Source organism: Pseudomonas sp. AL03 (assembly GCF_029960815.1).
In the GTDB taxonomy this organism is placed as follows: Bacteria; Pseudomonadota; Gammaproteobacteria; order Pseudomonadales; family Pseudomonadaceae; genus Aquipseudomonas.
Genome location: NZ_JASBRE010000004.1, coordinates 182,419 through 203,446, shown reverse-complemented (window position 1 = coordinate 203,446; position 21,028 = coordinate 182,419). Strand labels below are relative to the sequence as shown.

Below are 21,028 nucleotides of genomic sequence, written 5' to 3'. Positions count from 1 at the left end.
CGCCCATTGAGACCACTTGATCCACAGCTGCGGAGGGTGTTGCCGATGAGGCTCGTTGCCCGGCACAGGCAGTCAGACTTGATAACAGGCAGCCAATAAATACGGCGCAGTGAGCCTTGATCATAAGAGCTCCCAGAACCAGATCGCCCTTGATCGATAGGCAGGGTCGTCATACCGGCTAGCGGTAAGGCCACGGTTCCAAAGATCGATATGATCGCCGGTGCGACCGTCTGAAGACTCTCCCAGTTGTTGGAAGCAGTCCTTGAAGAAGATAAGGCCTTTTTTGTCCATCAGCTTGCGGCGTTCTTCTGCGCCACCCCCGAGAATAGTTGGACGGCCCAAGTGATGTTTCCACAGCCAATTTGCCAGTGATTCAGCACCCCGCGCGTGCTCATGAGCACACTTGGGTTCGGTGTAGGTGGACTTGTTGACCTTGATGGTCAGCTCTGCGTTGAGCGTGATGCTCATACGGATAGCGCACTGGTTTGCCCAGGGGCCGCCACAGGGCTTTGCGTCAGGATGGGTAACCAGCAGATCGGAATACGCTTTCCACAAGTTGATAAACGAAGGCTTGGCCATGATTCAGACACCGAAGGGAAAGGATTGGAAACCCCCCCGACGCATAACGCCGGGGGCATCTTCGATTACGCCTTGACGTTCTGACGGATGTTCCAGCCAAACTTGATCGGCCCGCCGTCCTTGGTGCCGTCGGCTTTCTGCGGCTGGTAGTCCACCAGCACCTTGGCGAAGTTCAGGGTGACGTTTTCGGTCAGGCGATCATCGCTACCCGAGCCACCGGTGCTCAGGGAGGTGATCAGAACTTCTTCCAGGTTGATGATCATGTACTCGACCTGGCTTTCGCCGCCGGCCTTGCGCACGGTCAGTTTGACCTTGTCGACGTGCTTGCCGGCGGCGCAGTGCATCATCAGGTTCGGCGAGGCCTTGTCGACATACTTGGTCAGTGACAGGTCCTGGACATTCACCTTGCCCGCGCCACCGCCACCACCAACGTGCATATTGCCGGACTGGGACATGCCCCAGCTCCAGTTCAAGACGTCGATTTCATCCTTGTGGGCCTTGTCCATCGACTCGCCCTTGATGTCGCCGATCTTGATGAAAATATCAACAGCCATGTTTTCTCCCTGTGTGGTCTCTACCACATTGTTTTGTTAACGCCGACCTTGCGAAATTTCTACGTTGATCGTTCCCACGCAGAGCATGGGAATGATCAAGGACAGTCTTACGCGCCCTTGGCCGAAGGCAGCTTGGATACCAGGCGCAGCGACACGGTCAGACCTTCGAGCTGATAGTGCGGGCGCAGGTAGAACTTGGAGTTGTAGTACCCCGGGTTGCCTTCCACGTCCTCGACGATCACTTCGGCCGCAGCCAATGGGTGCTGGGCCTTGGTGGTTTCGGTGGAGTGCGCCGGGTCACCGTCGACGTAGTTGAGGATCCAGTCCTGCAACCAGCGCTGCATCTCGTCCTTCTCTTTGAAAGAGCCGATCTTGTCGCGCACGATGCACTTCAAGTAATGGGCGAAACGGCAAGTGGCGAACAGGTACGGCAGGCGCGCGGCCAGGTTGGCGTTGGCGGTAGCATCCGGGTCGTCGTACTCGGCCGGTTTCTGCAACGATTGGGCACCGATGAAGGCGGCGAAGTCAGTGTTTTTCTTGTGCAGCAGCGGCATGAAACCGTTCTTCGCCAGTTCCGCTTCACGGCGGTCCGAAATGGCGATTTCGGTAGGGCACTTCATGTCTACGCCGCCGTCATCGGTCGGGAAGGTGTGAGCCGGCAGGTTTTCCACTTCGCCGCCAGATTCCACGCCACGAATGCGCGAGCACCAGCCGAAGTGTTTGAACGAGCGGTTGATGTTCACCGCCATCGCGTAAGCGGCGTTGGCCCAGGTGTACTTGGAGCTGTCGGCGCCGTCGGTGTTTTCTTCGAAGGCGAAGGCTTCCACCGGGTCGGTCTTGGCGCCGTAGGGCAGGCGCGCCAGGAAGCGCGGCATGGTCAGGCCGATATAGCGCGAGTCTTCCGATTCACGCAGCGAGCGCCAGCCGGCGTATTCCGGGGTGGTGAAGATCTTGGTCAGGTCGCGCGGGTTCGACAGTTCCTGCCACGAGCCCATGCCCATCACGGTCGGCGAGGCGGCGGCGATGAACGGCGAGTGCATGGCGGCGCAGACTTTCGACAACTCGCCCAGCAACTCAACATCCGGCGGCGACTGGTCGAAGTAGTAATCGCCCACGAGGCAACCGTAAGGTTCGCCGCCGAACTGGCCGTATTCTTCCTCGTACATCTTCTTGAAGATCGGGCTCTGGTCCCACGCGGTGCCCTTGAATTTCTTCAGGGTCTTGTGCAGGTCGGTCTTGGAGATGTTGAGCACGCGGATCTTGAGCTGCTCGTCGCTCTCGGTGTTGTTGACCAAGTAGTGCAGGCCACGCCAGGCGCTTTCCAGTTGTTGGAAGTCCGGGTGATGGATGACCTGATTGACCTGAGCGGTGAGTTTGGCGTCGATGGCGGCAATGATCGACTCGATCGACTTGATCGCGTCGTTGGACACCAGGTCGGTCTGCGCCAGGGCCTGTTCGGCCAGGGTGCGCACGGCGGTCTCGACGGCTTCGCGAGCGCGGTCGGTCTTGGGTTTGAATTCTTGTAGCAGCAGGGAGGCGAACTCGCTGGCTTCTTCGGTGGTGCCCAGTGTCTGAGCGTCTGCACGTACTGAATCGGTCATGATCATTCGTCCTGATTAAGCCTGAGGCTCGGCTGGCTTCGGCGCACTGGCAAGCGCCTGGAGCAGCGCCGGGTCCTTGATGGCCTTCATGATGATTTCTTCGGCGCCGGTCTTGCCGTCCATGTAGGTCAGCAGGTTGGCCAGTTGGGTGCGCGCTTCGAGCAGCTTGTTCAGCGAGTCGACCTTGCGCGCCACGGCGGCGGGGCTGAAGTCGTCCATGCTTTCAAAGGTGATGTCCAGGCTCAGGTTGCCTTCGCCGGTCAGCTCGTTGGGCACGTGGAACGCGACGCGTGGCTGCATGGCCTTGAGGCGCGAGTCGAAGTTGTCGACGTCCACTTCAAGGAACTTGCGATCGGCCACAGGGGCCAGAGGCTCGGCCGGCTTGCCGGCGAGGTCAGCCATAACCCCCATTACGAAGGGCAACTGGACCTTTTTCTCGGCGCCGTAGAGCTCGACGTCGTACTCGATCTGCACTCGAGGCGCGCGGTTGCGCGCGATGAATTTCTGAGAACTTTGCTTCGCCACGTTGCTGCTCCTGGTCGCTCAAGCGACGGTGTTGGCGTCATCGGTGGTACCGGTGACGTGACTGCGTGATCCGTTCGCTTTTATTCGCTGTCTGGTCCGCGCAGGTTTTCAAATTGGCTCATGCCATCGGGAATCAGGTTGCGCACGATGGCCGCAAAGTCGGCGTGCACCAGATTCTTTGCCCGGTTCAACAGCACCGGCAGCGGGCTGGAAGGCTCTTGACGGGCGTAGAACGCAAGAATCCGGTCCAGGCTGCGTAGCACGTCGTCGCGGTTGTTGATTTCGCCAGTGCCGGTACTGCGCGGTGCGCTCGGTGCGGTGGCGTATTCAACCGGCGTGGCGCTGTCGTCGCTGATGGCATCGGGCAGGGGGCTGTCGCCGCTCTGCGGGGCGAACTGACCGAGGATCTGCAGGGCCATTTTGAGCGGCTGCTTTAACGGGCCAAGGTCAACGCCCTGGGCGGAGCCGACGTGTTCGCTGACCTGTTGCTCGATGGCCTCGGCGGCGCTGCGGGCCTCGTGCAAGGCTGCGCGGGTGATTTCCAGTTGCTCGGGATCGCTGTCGAGGAACGCCCCGGCGAGCTGCTCGGCGCCGAGGTTTTCGTCAGGGAAGCTTTGCAGGCCGCTGGCATTGGCGGCGGCGCGCAGGCTGACAGGGCCAAAGGTCCGCGAGCGGGCCAGGATGCTTTCGCGCAGCAGGCGAACGGTGGTGTCCGACGTCAGGCCGGCGAGGGCATTGATGCGCACGGTAGGATCGTTGTCGTCATCGGCATCCAGGCGCGGATGCAGGTCGGTCCAGTATTGCTTGAGCAATTCGCTGATCAGCGTCAGGGCGCGGGCCAGGCCCGTGACGCCTTCAAGGGCAAGGGAACTTTGCAAAAGGAAATGGGTGATGCGCAGGTCTTTGCTGCGTTGCAACAAATCCAGGCTTTGCTGCTGAATGCTGCGCCATTCAGGGGGTTCGGCAGGCAATATCGAATCGCCCATGCTGCGCTCGGGCTGGCCGCGGGAATCGCGTTCCAGGCGCAAAAAAGCCTGGTCATATTCCAGATCTTCACCGCAAGGCGAAGTCTCGGAAACGGCGGCGAGCAGCGAAGTTACTTCCACTGAATTTGATCTCCCTATCGCCCGCTGACAGAGTCGGGCATTTCACACACTAGTTCCGGATGGAACTTCACATGTTTCCTTGACGGTCATTGCTCTTTTGAGGCGCAGTGATCTTGAAGTGCCATCGCCCATATTCAAGAAGTTGTGCATTTTTGGTGTAGTACTTGTGGCTTGTCAAGGTAAGCTATTTCCTCTGTGTGACAGATGTGAGGTGCTTAACAACCCGCGCGACCGGTGGGTCGAGGCAGGCACTGGTGCAGGTTTTTTGTCACGAAAGCCGGTTAAGATCAGCAATCATGCTAGTAAAAAGCCGTTTTAGAGGTTGTTTGCAAGGTTTGTTGGCGAGTCGCTCGGGCGTAGGCCCCCTCACTCGCCCGCGCGCAAAGTGTTCAGCAAGGAGGCAAGATGTCGCTGTGTTTGACTATCACTAGTTATCACAAGATTACCCCAGGTCAGTGCTCTGAAAAATCCATGGATCAGGGCGTGATGGCAATTGGCCGCAATTCTGATAACGACTGGGTATTGCCTGACCCTGAGCGCCTTATTTCCGGCAAACATTGCGTTATTCAATACAAAGATGGCCGCTACTACTTAACCGATAACAGCACTAATGGTGTGGAATTGGTCAAGGCCGGCATTCGTCTGCGCAAGGGAAACAGCGAGCCATTGCAGGATGGCGAAGTTATCCGCATCGGTGATTATGAAATCCAGGTGCGCATCGATTTCAGTCTGCCGGTGACTGACAGCAACCCTTTCGCCGATTCGTCCAACAGCTTCGAGGCCCTGATGGGGCGCCAGGGCGCCGTGGCGAATACGCCGACGTCGTTGCCCATGACACCCCCTGCACATTTCCAGGGCGTGTCGGCCATGGACACTCTGCCGGACCTGTTCGACTTTCTGGCACCGGCCAGCGTCCCTTCGGCCACCCAGCCCGACCATGTCCCGGCCGAGCAGCACGACTTCCGCCCACCGACCCCGATCCCCGACCCAACGCCCATGGCTGTGCCTGTACCGTTAGCGTCGGCCCCGGTGATTCCGGAAGATTGGGACCTGTTCAGCGACAAGCCTGCGCCGGTGGCGGTTGCCCCGCGGCCTGTCGCCCCCTTGCCTGTTGCAGAGGTTACGCAGCCACCCGTGCCTCACATCAGCGTACCGATCGAGCCGGCACCCCTTTGCGAGCCGCCCGTGGCGATCGTCGAACGCCCGGTCAATCCGGTCAGCCCGGCCGACAGTGCTCAACCCGACCTGTTGCAAGCCTTCCTGCGCGGCGCCGGGCTTGATCAGTTGCGCCTGGACAAGGCCCAGGCCGAAGCGCAAATGGAAAGCATCGGCCGCAGTTATCGGCTGATGGTCGAAGGCTTGATCGATGTCTTGCGCGCCCGCAGCAGCCTCAAGGGCGAGTTCCGCATTCAGCAGACGATGATTCAACCGGTGGAAAACAACCCGCTGAAATTCGCTCCCAACGTCGATGAAGCCTTGCTGTTGCTGTTGCGCCACAGCAATCAGGCGTTCATGGCGCCGGACCTGGCGGTGCGCGACAGCTTCGATGACTTGCGTGCCCACCAATTGGCAGTGATGGCCGGTGTGGAAGCGGCGATCAAGCACCTGCTGGCGCGCTTCGAGCCGGCACAACTGGAAGAGCGCATGGGCAAGCCCGGTGGCCTGTCGAGCATTTTCAATGGCTCGCGACAGGCCCAGTACTGGCAGCAGTTCACCGAGCTCTACAGCAATATTTCCCGTGAGGCCCAAGAGGATTTCCAGGACCTGTTCGGTCGGGAGTTCAGCCGCGCCTACGAAGAGCACAGTACAAGGCAGTGCCGCGGCTGAGCGCCGCCTCATAACGCCATTCATAGCAACGAACGGAACAACGGATAGCTGAACGTCATTGAGGACGCAGGATGATTCCCAGGTTTTTACTCGCAGTTGCCACCGCGCTTCTGCTGACCGCGTGTGCGAAGGATACGGCCAAACCCCAGCCCGAAGAGGCCGAGGCCGACACCGCCGCCGTCGAGTTGCACTTCCACGCCATCGCCGGCCTCAACCCCGGCGCCACCGCCCAGCCGGCCCCGGTCCGGGTGCGCATTTTCGAATTGAAAAATGCCGCCACCTTCGGCCGTGCGGATTATTTCGCCTTGGCCGAACGGGCCCAGACGACGCTCGGCGCGGATCTGATCGACCAGGACGAAGTGCTGGTCCAGCCCGGCCAGCAATTGAGCTTGCAACGCGACCTCGACCCGGCCACCCGCCACATCGGTGTGCTGGTGGGGTATCGCGAACTGGATCAGGCGCAGTGGCGCACGGTGATGAATGTTGCGCCGCGCCAATACACCGAATACCAGATCAGCCTCGATGTGCGCGCCGTGCGCAGCGCCGTCGTTGTTCCCCCATCCAGCCCTGCCCAATAAGCAATCGGAGCCCCCATGTCCTGGAACAATCGCGTGGTCTGGTCGGAAGGCATGTTCATTGGAACGCAGCACTTCCAACAGCATGACCGTTACCTGGAACACCTCATCGACGCCCGAAGCCGCCCGTTGTCGGCCGGCGCCTGGGGTTTTTCCGAATTGTTGATTGATCAGGGCCTGTTGGCCCAGGGCAAACTGGCAATCATCTCGGCGCGAGGCCTGTTGCCGGACGGCACGCCATTCAACATTCCCCAGGATGACCTGGCGCCGAGCCCGCTGAATGTCGATGACAACCTGCGCGATGGTTTGGTGTACCTGGCCTTGCCACTCAAGCGCGCCGGTGCGCGGGACACCGTTGATGACGGCGAAACCCTGGGCGCTGCGCGCTACGTGAGCCAGGTGCGCGAAGTACGGGACGACAACGCGCCGTTCGAAAACCGTGCGCCGGTGGCCGTGGGTTCCAGGGCGCTGCGATTGTTGATAGCCGAGGATGGCATCAGCGACTACGCCGCCATCGGCCTGGTGCGAATCAAGGAGAAACGCGTCGACCGCGCCCTGGTGCTCGACGACGCTTACATCCCGCCGCTGCTGGATGTGTCCGCCTCCAAACCGCTGGCCGCGTTTCGCAGCGAACTGCTGGGCCTCCTGCACCAACGTGGCGAAGCCCTCGCCGGGCGGGTGGTCGCTTCCGGTGCCGGCGGTGCCTCGGAAATTGCCGACTTCATGCTGCTGCAACTGGTCAACCGAGCTCAGCCGTTGATCCAGCACTTGAGCCAGTTGAGCCCGTTGCACCCCGAGCGGTTCTACAGTGAGCTGGTAAGCCTGGCCGGTGAGTTCTCGACCTTTACCGCTTCCGGGCGGCGACCGCAGGAATACCCGCAGTACCAGCACGATAACCTGGCGCTGAGTTTTGCGCCGGTGATGCAAGCCCTGCGCGAGGCGCTGTCGATGCTGATCGACAGCAAGGCCACGCCGATTCCGATTGTCGAAAAAGCCTACGGCGTCCATGTAGCGATGCTGGCCGACAGGACCCTGCTCGACAGCGCCAGTTTCATCCTGGTGGTGCGCGCCGACGTGCCCGCCGAGACCCTGCGCGGCCACTTCGGCCAGCAGAGCAAGGTCGGCTCGGTGGAGCACATCCGCAACCTGGTCAACCTGCAATTGCCGGGCATCGGCCTCCTGCCGCTGCCGGTGGCACCACGGCAGCTTCCTTACCACGCCGGCTGCACCTATTACGAACTGGACCGGGGCAGCGAGCATTGGCAGCAACTGGCCAACTCCGGCGGTTTTGCGTTCCACATCGCGGGGCAGTTCCCGGGGTTGAACCTGGCTTTCTGGGCGATCCGAGGATAAACCGCGATGAGCAATGACGATCGTACCCAGTTCATGCCGACCCCCGGTGGCCGTGGCGCCGCTCCGGCCCACCCGGATGCTGGCCGCGGCCAGCCCGCGCCGCTTTCGATGCCGGCCGCGCCGGTTTTGACCGGTAAAGCCGAAGGTCTCAATCCCCTGGAGAGCGCCGCTGGCCCGCTGCTGGCTTTGCTGACCCGCTTGCGCAACACCATTGCCCACCCGGCGCCGGCGAGCCTGCGGGCGCAATTGTTGGCCTACCTGCGCCAGTTCGAAGAGCGCGCCGAGGCCGCCGGCGTGGTGCGCAACGATGTGTTGCTGGCCCGTTACGCCTTGTGCACCGCCCTGGATGAAGCGGTGTTGAGTACGCCGTGGGGCGGCACCAGCGACTGGGGTAAACAGAGCCTGCTGATCACCGTGCACAACGAAGCCTGGGGCGGCGAAAAGGTGTTCCAGCTCTTGGAACATTGCCTGCAAAGCCCCCGCGAACGTTTGTATCTGCTGGAGCTGTTGTACCTGTGCATGTGCCTGGGTTTCGAAGGGCGCTATCGGGTCATGAACGACGGTCGCAGCCAACTGGAAGCCTTGCGTGAACGCACCAGTGCGGTCATCCGCAGCGCCCGTGGCGATTATGAGCGTGAACTGTCACCCCATTGGCGCGGCGTCACCGTGGCCCGCGACCGGCTGGCGCAATTCATGCCGCCATGGATCGCCGTGGCCATCGGCGTGGCGTTGCTGTTGGCACTGCTGTTCGGCCTGCGCTTGAAACTGGCTTCTGATGCCGAACCGGTGTTCAAAAATATCCATGCCCTGGGCGAAATTCCGGTGCAGGCCATCGACCGTCCGGTGGTGCAACCGAAACTGATCGAGCGCCCGCGCCTAGCGGGCTTCCTTGCCGATGAAATCAAGGCCGGTCGAATCTCGGTGGAAGACGCCGTTGACCGTTCAGTGGTGACCATCCGTGGCGATGAGCTGTTCGCCTCGGGCAGCGCCAGCATCATCGACAATTTCCAGCCGCTGATGCTGCGCATCGCCGATGCCATTCGCAAGGTCAAGGGCCAGGTCCGGGTGACCGGCCACAGCGACAATCGCCCGATTGCCACCCTGCGGTTTCCATCGAACTGGGCCTTGTCCGAGGCGCGGGCCAATTCGGTGCTGCAAATCCTCTCGGTCAAGACCGGCCAGTCTGAGCGCTTCAGCGCCGAAGGCCGCAGCGACACCGAGCCGCTGGCCTCGAACGCTACAACAGAGGGCCGCGCACGCAATCGTCGGGTCGAAATCACAGTATTGGCGGAGGGGGTCGAGTGAAGGCGTTTTTCAGTTTTATCATCCGCTGGGTCATCCCGCTGCTGGGGCTGATCGCCCTGAGCCTGATCATCTGGTTTGTCGGGCCGCTGCTCGAAATCCTGGTGCCCGAAGGTCGGCGCTGGGCGCTGATCGTTCTGGTGTTCGCGGTGTGGATTGCCTACCGGGTGTTTCGCATCATCCAGGCCCGCCGTCAGGCCGCCGAAGTGATGCGCAGCCTGGCGGCGCAAACCCCGCCGGACCCGACCAGCATCGCCACGACCGAAGAGCTCGAAACCCTGCGCCAGCGCATGGACGAAGCCTTGGCGCTGTTGAAGAAAGCCAGGCTGGGCGGTGACGAGCGCCGCAATCTCTACGAACTCCCGTGGTACGTGATCATCGGCCCGCCGGGTTCGGGCAAGACCACCGCGCTGGTCAATTCCGGGCTGCATTTTCCGTTGGCGGCGCAGTTGGGCGCCGGGGCGGTACGCGGCGTCGGTGGCACGCGCAATTGCGATTGGTGGTTTACCGATCAGGCCGTGCTGCTCGACACCGCCGGGCGCTACACCACCCAGGACAGCGATGCGACGGTGGATAAAGCCGCGTGGCTGGGCTTTCTCGGCCTGTTGAAAAAACAGCGGGCCCGACGCCCGATTGACGGTGCGTTCATCGCCATCAGCCTCTCCGACCTGCTGCTGGGCAGCGACGCCGAGCGCGCCGCCCATGCCGCCGCGATCCGCCTGCGTATCCAGGAGTTGTACACCCAACTGGGCGTGCGTTTTCCAATCTACCTGATGCTGACCAAGCTCGATCTGGTGCCGGGGTTCATGGAGTATTTCGATACCCTGAGCAAGGAAGAGCGGACCCAGGTCTGGGGCATGACCTTTGCCCTGGATGACGGTAAAAGCAATGACAGCCCGCTGGCCCATCTGCAAAGCGAGTTCGCCGGCCTGGAACAGCGCCTCAACGATCGTTTGGTGGAGCGTTTGCAGCAGGAACGCGACCCGGCGCGGCGCGATCTGATCTACGGCTTCCCGCAGCAGTTCGGCGCGTTGAAGGATTGCCTGCAAAGCTTCCTTGAGGGCGTATTCAAACCCAACGCCTTTGAAGAGCGGGTGCTGTTGCGCGGGGTGTATTTCACCAGCGGCACCCAGGAAGGCAGCCCGATTGACCGGCTGATCGGCTCCATGGCCCAGAGCATGAACCTGGACCGCCAGCACTTGGCGCGCCAGAACGGTACCGGGCGCAGTTACTTCATCGAAAAACTCTTCAGCGCCGTGGCCTTTGCCGAGCGTGGGCTGGTGGGGGTCAACCCGAAAGTCGAACGTCGGCGCAAGTGGATCGCCCGGGGTGTGCTGGCCTCGACTGTGGTTCTGGTGCTGGTGGTCGGGACCTTGTGGTGGGTCAGCTACCGCGCCAACCAGGCGTATATCGCGCAAGTTGATCAGAAAGTCGCGCCCCTGGGCCAGACCGTGCAAAACCTCAGCCCGGCCCAGCGGGACGTGCTCGCTGTATTGCCGCTGCTTAACGCGGTGAAGCACCTGGCCGGCGACGCGCCGAGCTGGGCCGAAGGCCTGGGTCTGTATCAGGGCGACATGCTTGAGGCCGAGTCCGGCAGCGTCTATCGCAAGCTGTTGATCGCGGTCTTCGCGCCACGCTTGCTCACGCGCATCGAAGAGCAACTGCACGGCGGCGGCAATTCGGACTTCCTTTATGAAGGTTTGAAGGCCTACCTGATGCTCGCCGACAGCGAGCATTACGATGCCGACTTCATCAAGGCGTGGATCGCCCTGGACTGGGACCGCAGCCTGCCGCGCGACTTGCCGGCCGAGCAGCGTATGGCCCTGGCGGAGCACTTGCAGGCGTTGTTCGAGCGCCATCCGCCCACTGCACGTCTGGACCCACGCCTGATCGACGACCTGCGCCGACAGTTGCAACAACTGCCGGTGGCCCAGCGTGTCTATGACCGGGTCAAGCGGCAGAAACTGCCGGACGGCATTCCGGACTTTCGTATCAACGAAGCGGCCGGGCGCGACGCCGCGCTGGTGTTCAGCCGCAAGAGCGGCAAGCCGCTGGGCGAACCCTTGAGCGGCTTCTTCACCGCCAAGGGTTATCGCCAAGGGTTTTTGCTCACCAGCCTGAACCAGACCGGCACCCTGGCCGAGGAGCAGTGGGTGCTCGGTCACGACCAGGCGGAACAGCAGAACGTCGCCAGCCTGGCCGCCGACGTGCGTCGCCTGTATTTCCAGGATTACCAGCGCCAGTGGGACGCCTTGCTGGCTGATATCGACTTCGTGCCGATCACCAGCGTGGCCCAGGCCGCCGATGTGTTGCGGGTGATTTCCGGCCCGACCTCGCCGTTGAAAAAACTGCTGGTGGCGGTGGCGAAGGAAACCGACCTGCAACAGGAAGAACGCCTGCTGGCCGCCAAGGGCGCGCCGGTGGAAGGTGGGGTCGACAAGCTCAAGGAGCGCCTGGGCACCTTGCTCGGCCAGGAGCAGGCGACGCAAAACACACCTGAGGCGAGTGAAGATCCAATCACCGCGCATTTTGCTGAACTCAACAGCATCGTCAGCAAAAACGAAGGCGAACCGGCGGTCATCGACGGCCTGCTGGCCGACATGAATGCCCTGTATGTGCAGGTCAGCGCCATGGTCGGTGCCAGCGGCGACGCCTTGCTCGGCGAAGCCAAGAACCAGGCCGCAGCGGCCGCGACACGGGTCAGCCTCAACGCCGAGCGTCAACCGGCGTTGGTGCAGGGCCTGGTCAAGTCGGTGGTCAACTCCACCACCAACAGCATGATGGGCGGGGTACGCAATCAACTGAACGCGGCCTGGACCAGCGAAGTGGTGAACATCTATCGCCAGTCCCTGGCCGGGCGTTATCCGATGTCGCCGGGCAGTGCGCGGGACGCGACCCTGGACGACTTCGGCCAGTTCTTCGGCGTGGGCGGGGTGATGGACAACTACTTCCGTAAATACCTGCAGCCGTACGTGGATACCTCGACCCAGGCCTGGCGCTGGCAACCGGGCGCCGCACAGAAGCTCGGCATCGCCCCAGGCGTGCTGCAAACCTTCCAGCGGGCAGCGGCCATCCGGGATGCGTTTTTCCGTTCCGGCGGCACCCAGCCGATGGTGCGCTTCGAACTCAAGCCAGTGGCGATGGACGCCACCATCACCCAGTTTTTGCTCGACCTCGATGGCCAGCAATTGAGCTATGACCACGGCCCGAGCCGCCCGACCGCCATGCAATGGCCCAACCCCGGCAGCATCGGCGTGGTGCGGATCTCGATCATGCCGCCTTCGGCCAGCGGTCGTTCCGGCATCACCCTGGACGGGCCCTGGGCCTGGTTCCGCCTGCTGGAGCAATCGGATCTGACGGCCGGCAATGCGCCGGACCGCTTCAACCTGCGGCTGCGGGTCGACGGCGCCAGCGCCTCTTATGAGCTGCGGGCCAACAGCGCCTTCAACCCGTTCAAGGGCCGTGTGCTCGGCGGTTTCAGCTTGCCGGAGCGGTTATGAACACGCCGGGCTTCTATGGAAAGTTGGCCAGTCGCGGGGACTTTGTCAGCCGTGACTTGCCGCAGAGTTTTATCGGCCCCTGGGATTCGTGGCTGGCGGCCGGCCTGCTCGCCAGCCAGACCAGCCTCGGGGACCGTTGGCTGGACGCCTATCTGGTCAGTCCGCTGTGGCGCTTTATGGTCGGGCCCGGTGTATGTGGGCCGCAGGCCGCCGTTGGGGTGGTGATGCCGAGCATCGATCGAGTTGGCCGGTATTTTCCGCTGACCGTCGCGGTGCTGCTGGATCACGACGCTGATCCGGCGTCGGTGGTGGGCGGTTCGGATGTCTGGTTTGAACAGGTTGAGCAATTGCTGTTGAGCACGTTGAGCGTGGAGGCGAACTTTGAAGCCTTCGGTGCAGGACTGGAGACACTGGGCAGCCCGGCGTGCCAGCCACGCACGCCAAGCAGCCGTTTTGCCGGCCTGCATCGCTTTGATGCCACCGACCCGAAGGCGCGAATGACCGCGCTTGCCGAACTGGCCTGCGAAGGCGCAAGCCTGTGGTGGGGCCAGGGTTCGGAGCGTATCGCCCCCGCTTTATTGCGGTGTCAGGGCCTGCCTGTCGCCGCCGATTTTGCGCAATTTTTGCTCGGCCAAGAAGGTGTTGTGTAGATGCGTCCAAGCGCTGGAAAGACGTTCAAGTCTGCAAGCAAGAGCCATGTCGGTATGGTCCGCCAGGTTAATGAAGACGCTTGCCTGGACCTGCCGGAAAACGGCCTGTGGGTGGTCGCCGATGGCATGGGCGGGCACGCGGCGGGCGACTACGTCAGCAGTCTGATTGTCGACAGTCTGCGTAGCATTACCGTGGGCCGCTCGCTGGATGAATACGCCGCGGCGCTGAAAAACGATCTGCTGCGGGTCAACGCCGCCGTGCGCGAAGAAACCGCCAACCGTGGCGTGACCATGATGGGCAGCACTGTGGTGGTGCTGGCGACGCGTGACCTGCGCGGGATGTGCCTGTGGGCGGGAGACAGTCGCTTGTATCGCCTGCGTGACGGCCTGCTTGAAGGCATCTCCCGGGACCACAGTTACGTTCAGGATTTGCAGGACAACGGCCTGCTCAGCGAAGCCGAAGCCCGGGTGCATCCACGGGCCAATATTGTCACCCGCGCCATCGGGGTCGAGGCGCAACTGGAGCTGACGATGGTCGAGCTGCTGTTGATGCCCGGCGACAGTTACCTGTTGTGCAGCGACGGGCTGAACAAGACCGTCGAGGACCATGAAATCGCCGAGGTACTGGGCCACGACGAGCCCGGGGAAATCGCCAGCAGCCTGGTGTCCCTGGGCCTGATGCGCGGTGCTCCGGACAACATCACCGTCATCGTCGTGAAGGTGCCTTCATGAACCTCACCGCGAACATTCTGATCCCGGGTTACGACATCGGCGGTGAGATCGGCAAAGGCGCCATGGCCAGCGTTTACCTTGCGACCCAGCGCTCGCTGGAGCGCAAGGTGGCATTGAAGATCATGGCCGCCGCGCTGGCGGCCGACCCGAGCTTCTGCGAGCGCTTCCTGCGCGAAGGCAAAACCCTGGCGCGCCTGTCTCACCCGCATACGGTCACCATCCATGACATCGGCAATGTCGGTGAGCTGTATTACATGGCCATGGAATACCTGCCCAATGGCACGCTCAAGGAGCGCATCGCCGCCGGCCTGACGCCGGAGCAGGGCCTGATCTACATCCGCCAGATCGCCTCGGCTCTGGGCTATGCCCATGGGCTGGGGCTGGTTCATCGCGACGTCAAACCGGCGAACATTCTGTTCCGTGCCGATGGCACGGCGGTGCTCTCGGACTTCGGCATCGCCAAGTCCCTGGACGACCGCACCCAGTTCACCCAGGCCGGTTTCGCCGTCGGCACGCCCAGCTACATGAGCCCGGAGCAGGCGCGCGGCCAGGACATTGACGGCCGGGCCGACCTTTATGCCCTGGGCGTGGTGCTTTACGAAATCCTTGTCGGCAAGCTGCCGTACACCGGCAACGACGCGCTCTCCACGGCCCTGGCGCATTTGACCGAACCGTTGCCGGAGCTGCCGGTGCACCACGGTCGTTATCAGGACGTGCTGCGCAAGCTATTGGCCAAGGATCCGGCGGAGCGTTTTCCGGATGCAGCGGCGTTGTTGCAGGCGTTGGATAATTTGCCCAAGGAATCGGCTGAAGTTGAAGCGACCTTGATCCAGCCGTTGCCGATTCCGATGTCGCCGAAATCGACCGGCGATGACCTGGCGGGATTGACGCCAGTGTCTATCGACATACCCAGCGGCCCCGTGCAGCCACAACCCCGATCCACGCCAGTTCCGCCGACCGTCAAGCCGACGCCGCAGTCCTCGATCTCGGAGCAGCGAAAGGGCCCCGTGTTCGCACTCGCTGCCGTCGCGGTGGCCGTGGCGCTGGCCTTGGGCGGCTTGGGTTACTGGTGGCTGGGCAGTGATGCTGAAGTCGATGCCGACGTGAAGCTGCCGGTGGTTTCAGCACCGCCGACCCCTACACCCCCGGTCAATACGCTGCCCGCCGTGGCGGCGACGGAGGTCGATGGCGGTCAGCGTCCGCTGCTGATGGCCGGCAAAAAAACCTTGTTCCAGCGGGTGCTCAGCAAGCCGGGTGCGAAGCTCGCCAGCGAAGCGGGGGCCGCGCCTGGCAAGGTCTTGCCGGCGTTTTCCGTGCTTTACGTCTATCAGCGCAAAGAGGTTAATGGCAGCCCGTGGCTGCGTGTCGGCGCCGCCACCGACGGGCGCAGTGACGGCTGGTTGCCGGCCGCGCAGGTCAGCGACTGGAAGCAAAGCCTGGTGCTCAAGTTCACTGAACGCTCCGGCCGCGCGCCGGTGATGTTTCTGCGTCATCCCGGCGACGTGGAGAAGCTGCTGGCCGATCCGTCGGCGGCAAAAAACCTGCTGCTCAAGACCCAGCAGAACCACGAAGACAATCAACAAGTGTTGGCCCTGGAACCGGCCGCCAGCGCGGTGCCGCAGAACCAGTTTTACCTGTTGCCGATCTTCGATTCGCGCGAGAGCTTCGATGAAAACGGCCTGCCGGTGCAGTTGCTGAACGTGGCGTCCATCGACCCCGGTAATACTCCGAAGGTCGCTGCCAACAACACGCCAATCAGCACCGCCAATGCCGACGCGTTCCGCACCGCCGTGGTGCTGGTGGTCGATACCACCGTGTCCATGCAGCCCTACATCGATCAGGTGCGCGACGTCGTACACGAGCTGCAAACCCGCATCGCCGAGCGCGGCGAGCAGGATAGCGTCAGCTTCGGCCTGGTGGGGTTTCGCAGCAGCACCCAGAAAACCCCTGGCCTGGAATACGTCGCCAAAACCTTGATCACCCTGGAACAGGGACGCGTCCCACAGCGCTTCATGGACCTGGCGCGGCAGGTCAAGGCGTCCACGGTCTCGAGCCATACGTTCAACGAAGATGCGTTTGCTGGTGTGATGGAAGCGGTCGAGGGCATGGATTGGTCCGGTTATGGCGGGCGCTTGATTCTGTTGGTCACCGATGCTGGCGCCCTGCGCAAGAACGACCCGTACGCCGCCACGCAAATGAACGAGGCTGAAGTGCGTCAAGCTGCGCTGGGCAAGCAGATCAAGATCTACGCCTTGCACCTGCTCAGCGACGCCGGCAAGAAAACCCACGGCGGTGCGCAAAGCCAATACCGCACCCTGACCGCCGACGCCAACCCGCAGATCGGCGACCTGTACATTCCGGTACCGGGCGCCGATGTGCGCAAGTTTGGTCAGCGGGTGGACGAGATCGGTTCGGTGTTTGCAGACCTGGTGCATCAGGTGCGCAGCAACACGCCGCAAACCGTGCCACTGCTGAGCGCAGCGCCGAGCCTGACCGACAAATCGGCGGCCGTCGGCTATGCGATGCACATGGACTTTTTGGGGCGTAAAGCCGCCAGCCACGCACCGCAACTGGTCAGCGCCTGGACCGCCGACCGCGACCTGACCAACTCGGCACTGCCGGCGTTCCAGGTGTGCGTGATGCTGACCAAATTGCAGCTCAACGACTTGCAGCAATCGCTGAAACTGATCGTCGATGCCGCTCGCAAGACCCAGACCTCGCCGAAGAATTTCTTCCAGGAAATCGCCAGCGCCAGTGCCTACATGAGCCGCGATCCTTCGGCCTTGCGCAAGGGTGGCAACCTGGCCGATGGCGGGGTTCTGGGTGAGTACCTGGAAGGGCTGCCATACCGCAGCAAGTCGTTGAACATGACTCAGGACTTGTGGCTTTCCCTGAGCGTGGCCGAGCAGGAAGACTTTATCGACGAGCTGGATTCGAAAATCCGCCTCTACGAAACCTTCCACAACGACTTGGCCAACTGGGTGCGTTTCGGCGATGCCGAACCGGGTGATGCCTTGTACCGCGTTCCGTTGTCGACGCTGCCGTGATGCTGAACATGAGCGCGGTGCACAAAAGCCGGGGCGCCGGCAGCCAGCGCTACAGCCTGGTGATTCCACGGCTGCAACTGCGTGCCGGTGAACAACTGGCGGTGGTCGGTCCCAGTGGTTGCGGCAAAAGCACGTTGCTGGATTTGCTGGCGCTGGTGCTGGCTCCGGATCAGGCCGGGCAGTTTGATTTTGCGCCCGACCAAACCAGGACGGACATTACCGGGCTGTGGCGCGCAGATGCTCAAAGTGCCTTGGCGGACCTGCGTCGCCGGCACTTGGGCTACGTGCTGCAAACCGGCGGCCTGCTGGGTTTTCTGGACGTGCGCGGCAACATCGACCTGTCGCGCAAACTGCTCGGCTTGAAAGACGACGGCAGCGTGGATCGCCTGGCCGGGGCGTTGGATATCGCCGATCAACTGGGCAAAAAGCCGGGCGACTTGTCCGTCGGCCAACGGCAACGGGTGAGTTGCGCCCGCGCCCTGGCCCATGGGCCGCGCCTGCTGCTGGCCGATGAACCGACCGCCGCCCTCGATCCGCTGAATGCGGAACGAGTGATGCAGTTGCTGGTGACCCAGGCCCGCGAACACGGCGTGTGCTGCGTTGTCGCCACCCACGACGAGTCGCTGGCCCGCGCCAGCGGTTTGCAGGTGCGGCGCATCAGTTGTCGTCGCGACGTCGATGGCGGTGTCACCGCCACCCTCGGGGAGGCCTGCTGATGCGCAACGCGTTGGTGGCTTCCCTGGCCTGGCAGGATTACCGCAACGATGCGTGGCTGTCGGCCTGTTCGGTGCTGGCGCTGGTGGCGGTGGTCGCGCCGCTGCTGGTGCTGTTCGGCTTGAAATTCGGCCTGGTCAGCAGTTTGACCGAACGCTTGGAAAACGACCCGGCCACCCGGGAAATCATCCCCCAGGGTGGCGGCCGGTTCAGTGCCGCGTTCATCGAGCAGTTGAGCCAGCGCAACGACGTGACTTTCGCCTTGCCGCGCACCCGGCAAATTGCCGCGACGGCGGATCTGACCGCTGGCGCTGCGACGGTGACCGTCGAAATGATCCCCACCGCCGTCAACGACCCCTTGCTCGGCAGTCTTCCGGTGCCCCAAGGGCTGGATCAGGTACTGCTCAGCCAGACCGCCGCCGAAAAGCTCGGGGCCAAGGCCGGTGATTGGCTGCAGGCCAGTGTCGGCCGGCAGGTGGCCGGTCGTGGCGAGGCGCAGCGCACTCGCGTCCAGGTGCTGCACGTTCTGCCGCTGGAAGCCTTCGCCCGGGACGGATTGTTCGCGCCATTGACGTTACTGGAAGCGGCTGAGGATTACCGGGACGGTCGCGCCGTGCCAGCGTTCGGTTGGCCAGGTGATGCGGTGGGCGCGTCGGAGCAGCGGGTGTATCCGGCGTTTCGCCTGTATGCCCGCAGCCTCGAAGATGTCGAACCGCTGCGCCAATACTTCGCTGCGCAGAACCTGCTGGTCTCGACCCAGGCCCAGACCATCGCCCAGGTGCAATCACTGAGCCGCAACCTGTCGATCGTATTCTGGATCATCGCCGGATTGGCTTTAGCGGGAGCGTTCGCGGCGATCTTTTCCGGCGCGCTGGCGGCGGTCGAGCGCAAGCGCCGAGAGTTGTCGGTGTTGCGCCTGCTGGGGTTTTCCACGGCAGCGTTGCTTTTGTTTGTGGTGTTGCAGGCGCTGTACAGCGCCGGCCTTGCCGCCCTGTTGAGTGCCGGGCTGTATGGCCTGGCGCAATCGGGCCTGAACCATTTATTTGTGCAGATGCCAGGCGAGTACGCCAGCCATCTGCTGGCGCGTCACTACGCGTTGGCCCTGATGGCCGTGCTTGGCGTCAGCGCCGTGGCAGCGGCCTGTGGTGGCTGGCGAGTGGCGCGTATCCAGGCGTTTGAAGGAATCCGAGATGTATAAGTTACTGGGCGCCGCCGTGGCGCTGAGCCTGGCCAGCATGGCCATGGCGAGTCTGGTGGGTGCCGATGAAAGCACCGACAAACGAGACAACCCCAAGCCGTTGCCCGATGACGTCAGCCTGCCGCTGCCGTGCGAAGGGCAGATGGTGTTCCGTTACGTCTACATCCTGGCCCAGGGCACTCTGGACGACCGCGAGATCAGCCTCGGCTATCCATTCAGTGAGGACGAGGCCGGTTATCAACAGTCGTTCATCTCCGGTTACCGCCGGGACTTTATCAACGGCCAGTTCACCCTCAAGGATCTGCCCAAGGATTGGGGCAAGACCCTCTCCCCGTTGATGCCCAAGACAGACACCAAGACCCCGCTTAAACCGATGCTCTATTTCATCGGCAAATACGAAGTCACCGCCCGCCAATACGCCCAGGTCATGGCCCAGGCGCAATCGTTGGCCAGCGGCGAGCCGGCGCCGGCCTGCGAGGCATTGCAAGCCGAAGCGCCGCAAGGCATGGCCGGGCGTTTGCCCAAGGTGAAATTATCGCGATTCGAGGCCGAACGCTTCTCGGCGGTGTACAGCGCCTGGCTGATGAAATACCACAAGGACCTTCTACCGGTGAGCGGTCGCGGCACCTCGGCTGAAGAGGGCGGGCTGGGGTTTGTGCGCTTGCCGACCGAGGTTGAATGGGAATTTGCTGCCCGTGGCGGGCAGGCCATTAGCCGTCAGGACCTGGAAGGGCGCCTGTTTCCCCGTCGTCTGGAAGGCAGCGAAAGCGACGGCCCATTGGCGGACTGGGCGGTCTTCAACCAGGTCGCCGGCGGCACCGGCCAGGCCGCGCGGCTGATGCCGATCGGTACCAAACTGCCAAACCCCATTGGCCTGTTCGACGTGATCGGCAACGCCGCCGAGATGGTCCAGGAGTCCTTCCAACTCGTGCACGCCGGACGCCGCCAAGGCACCTACGGCGGCTTCGTGGTCAAGGGCGGCAACTACCTGGAAGGCGAGGGCACCTTGTTCACCGGGATGCGCCGCGAGTACCCGCTGTTCGCCGCCGACGGCACCGAACAAAGCAACGAAACCACCGGGTTCCGGGTCGCGATTGGCGCGTTGTCGGCGCCACGTTCGCGCTACAAGGAACTGTTCGCCCAATGGCAGAAAGAAGGTCGGCTGGCTTCGCTGACCGATGCTATCGACGACGCCCAGGACCCGACCAAACGCCTGGACAGCATCATCGCCGCCAGTGTCGACCCACGCCTGCAAGCCGAGTTGGGGCTGGTCAACGAAGAGCTCAAGCGCAACGTCTCGCTCATCGCCCAGCAGCGCGAGGAAGCGGCCGGCAACCTGATCCAGTCAGCGGCCCTGGTGGCCGAGACCATCAACAACTACAACATTCGCCTGACCAATTTGCAGAAGAGTCGCCAGCAGGCCGTGGACGTCAAGGACGAGGCCAGCGCCAAGCTGTTCGCCACGGCCATCGACAACGGCCGCAGCGCGCTGGACGGCGCGGTGGCGATCTACATCGACAACCTGGCAACCGGCACGCGCTACACCGATGCCGTGATCCAGGCGCAGTTTCAACGCATCAAGGAAGAGTTGGATCGCAAGCCGGTACTGGGCAAGAGCCTGGTCACGCGCGCGACGTTATTCGTTCGCCATGTCGGTGATTATCGTCAGCAACGACGAGCCGACCCGGCGGCGATATTGAAGGAATTGCTCGCATCGAACGCTCAGCGGTCTTGATTGTTCGTTGTACAGCGAGCTTGGAAGGGA

Annotated in this window: 16 protein-coding genes; 11 read left to right on the top strand and 5 right to left on the bottom strand. The window is 62.7% G+C overall.

Annotated elements, in window-relative coordinates:
- Positions 1–120 precede the first annotated feature (120 nt).
- From QK293_RS06435 to tssA, 5 genes are all read right to left on the bottom strand, one after another.
- Complete coding sequence (locus QK293_RS06435) at positions 121–579, bottom strand: T6SS effector amidase Tae4 family protein (protein ID WP_282376285.1); 459 nt, start codon at positions 577–579, stop codon at positions 121–123.
- A 65-nt stretch (positions 580–644) separates the two neighbouring features.
- Positions 645–1,133 carry a type VI secretion system tube protein Hcp gene (locus QK293_RS06430; RefSeq protein WP_282376284.1) on the bottom strand — a complete coding sequence of 163 codons (489 nt, stop codon included), beginning with the start codon at positions 1,131–1,133 and terminating at the stop codon, positions 645–647.
- 107 nt (positions 1,134–1,240) lie between these two features.
- A complete protein-coding gene (gene tssC / locus QK293_RS06425; protein ID WP_282376283.1) occupies positions 1,241–2,734 on the bottom strand; it encodes a type VI secretion system contractile sheath large subunit in 1,494 nt (497 codons plus the stop codon).
- A gap of 15 nt (positions 2,735–2,749) precedes the next feature.
- A complete protein-coding gene (tssB, locus tag QK293_RS06420; RefSeq protein ID WP_007894500.1) occupies positions 2,750–3,259 on the bottom strand; it encodes a type VI secretion system contractile sheath small subunit in 510 nt (169 codons plus the stop codon).
- 80 nt (positions 3,260–3,339) lie between these two features.
- On the bottom strand, positions 3,340–4,365 hold the full coding sequence (tssA, locus tag QK293_RS06415) for a type VI secretion system protein TssA (protein ID WP_282376277.1): 1,026 nt from the start codon (positions 4,363–4,365) through the stop codon (positions 3,340–3,342).
- Between the two features lie 405 nt (positions 4,366–4,770).
- Between tssA and tagH the strand changes: the two genes are divergently transcribed.
- The 11 genes from tagH (at position 4,771) to QK293_RS06360 (ending at position 20,998) form a co-directional block, all read left to right on the top strand.
- Positions 4,771–6,192, top strand: a complete 1,422-nt coding sequence (gene tagH, locus QK293_RS06410; protein ID WP_282376275.1) for a type VI secretion system-associated FHA domain protein TagH — start codon at positions 4,771–4,773, stop codon at positions 6,190–6,192.
- A 71-nt stretch (positions 6,193–6,263) separates the two neighbouring features.
- Positions 6,264–6,770 (top strand): type VI secretion system lipoprotein TssJ, encoded by a 507-nt coding sequence (tssJ, locus tag QK293_RS06405; RefSeq protein ID WP_282376274.1) that lies wholly within the window; start codon positions 6,264–6,266, stop codon positions 6,768–6,770.
- 15 nt (positions 6,771–6,785) lie between these two features.
- A complete protein-coding gene (tssK, locus tag QK293_RS06400) occupies positions 6,786–8,120 on the top strand; it encodes a type VI secretion system baseplate subunit TssK (RefSeq protein ID WP_282376273.1) in 1,335 nt (444 codons plus the stop codon).
- Positions 8,121–8,126: 6 nt separating this feature from the next.
- The gene (locus QK293_RS06395; RefSeq protein WP_282376272.1) at positions 8,127–9,425 is read left to right on the top strand and encodes a DotU family type VI secretion system protein; all 1,299 of its coding nucleotides are present in this window, start codon (positions 8,127–8,129) and stop codon (positions 9,423–9,425) included.
- The gene (gene tssM / locus QK293_RS06390) at positions 9,422–12,922 is read left to right on the top strand and encodes a type VI secretion system membrane subunit TssM (protein ID WP_282376271.1); all 3,501 of its coding nucleotides are present in this window, start codon (positions 9,422–9,424) and stop codon (positions 12,920–12,922) included. Before QK293_RS06395 ends, tssM begins: the two co-directional genes overlap by 4 nt.
- The gene (tagF, locus tag QK293_RS06385; RefSeq protein WP_282376270.1) at positions 12,919–13,572 is read left to right on the top strand and encodes a type VI secretion system-associated protein TagF; all 654 of its coding nucleotides are present in this window, start codon (positions 12,919–12,921) and stop codon (positions 13,570–13,572) included. The genes tssM and tagF overlap by 4 nt, the downstream gene beginning before the upstream one ends.
- Entirely contained in the window at positions 13,573–14,304 is a 732-nt protein-coding gene (locus tag QK293_RS06380) for a protein phosphatase 2C domain-containing protein (protein WP_282376268.1), read from the top strand.
- Complete coding sequence (locus tag QK293_RS06375; protein WP_282376267.1) at positions 14,301–17,351, top strand: serine/threonine-protein kinase; 3,051 nt, start codon at positions 14,301–14,303, stop codon at positions 17,349–17,351. The genes QK293_RS06380 and QK293_RS06375 overlap by 4 nt, the downstream gene beginning before the upstream one ends.
- Positions 17,351–18,067, top strand: a complete 717-nt coding sequence (locus QK293_RS06370) for an ABC transporter ATP-binding protein (RefSeq protein WP_282376266.1) — start codon at positions 17,351–17,353, stop codon at positions 18,065–18,067. The genes QK293_RS06375 and QK293_RS06370 overlap by 1 nt, the downstream gene beginning before the upstream one ends.
- Positions 18,067–19,263 (top strand): ABC transporter permease, encoded by a 1,197-nt coding sequence (locus QK293_RS06365; RefSeq protein ID WP_282376265.1) that lies wholly within the window; start codon positions 18,067–18,069, stop codon positions 19,261–19,263. The genes QK293_RS06370 and QK293_RS06365 overlap by 1 nt, the downstream gene beginning before the upstream one ends.
- A complete protein-coding gene (locus tag QK293_RS06360) occupies positions 19,256–20,998 on the top strand; it encodes an SUMF1/EgtB/PvdO family nonheme iron enzyme (RefSeq protein ID WP_282376264.1) in 1,743 nt (580 codons plus the stop codon). Before QK293_RS06365 ends, QK293_RS06360 begins: the two co-directional genes overlap by 8 nt.
- Positions 20,999–21,028: the final 30 nt, after the last annotated feature.

What these genes read in the sequence shown, in the direction of transcription:
- QK293_RS06435 (WP_282376285.1), bottom strand. Translation starts at nt 579, where the DNA reads ATGGCCAAGCCTTCGTTTATCAACTTGTGGAAAGCGTATTCCGATCTG.
- QK293_RS06430 (WP_282376284.1), bottom strand. Translation starts at nt 1,133, where the DNA reads ATGGCTGTTGATATTTTCATCAAGATCGGCGACATCAAGGGCGAGTCG.
- tssC (WP_282376283.1), bottom strand. Translation starts at nt 2,734, where the DNA reads ATGACCGATTCAGTACGTGCAGACGCTCAGACACTGGGCACCACCGAA.
- tagH (WP_282376275.1), top strand. Translation starts at nt 4,771, where the DNA reads ATGTCGCTGTGTTTGACTATCACTAGTTATCACAAGATTACCCCAGGT.
- tssJ (WP_282376274.1), top strand. Translation starts at nt 6,264, where the DNA reads ATGATTCCCAGGTTTTTACTCGCAGTTGCCACCGCGCTTCTGCTGACC.
- tssK (WP_282376273.1), top strand. Translation starts at nt 6,786, where the DNA reads ATGTCCTGGAACAATCGCGTGGTCTGGTCGGAAGGCATGTTCATTGGA.
- QK293_RS06395 (WP_282376272.1), top strand. Translation starts at nt 8,127, where the DNA reads ATGAGCAATGACGATCGTACCCAGTTCATGCCGACCCCCGGTGGCCGT.
- tagF (WP_282376270.1), top strand. Translation starts at nt 12,919, where the DNA reads ATGAACACGCCGGGCTTCTATGGAAAGTTGGCCAGTCGCGGGGACTTT.
- QK293_RS06380 (WP_282376268.1), top strand. Translation starts at nt 13,573, where the DNA reads ATGCGTCCAAGCGCTGGAAAGACGTTCAAGTCTGCAAGCAAGAGCCAT.
- QK293_RS06375 (WP_282376267.1), top strand. Translation starts at nt 14,301, where the DNA reads ATGAACCTCACCGCGAACATTCTGATCCCGGGTTACGACATCGGCGGT.
- QK293_RS06370 (WP_282376266.1), top strand. Translation starts at nt 17,351, where the DNA reads ATGCTGAACATGAGCGCGGTGCACAAAAGCCGGGGCGCCGGCAGCCAG.
- QK293_RS06365 (WP_282376265.1), top strand. Translation starts at nt 18,067, where the DNA reads ATGCGCAACGCGTTGGTGGCTTCCCTGGCCTGGCAGGATTACCGCAAC.
- QK293_RS06360 (WP_282376264.1), top strand. Translation starts at nt 19,256, where the DNA reads ATGTATAAGTTACTGGGCGCCGCCGTGGCGCTGAGCCTGGCCAGCATG.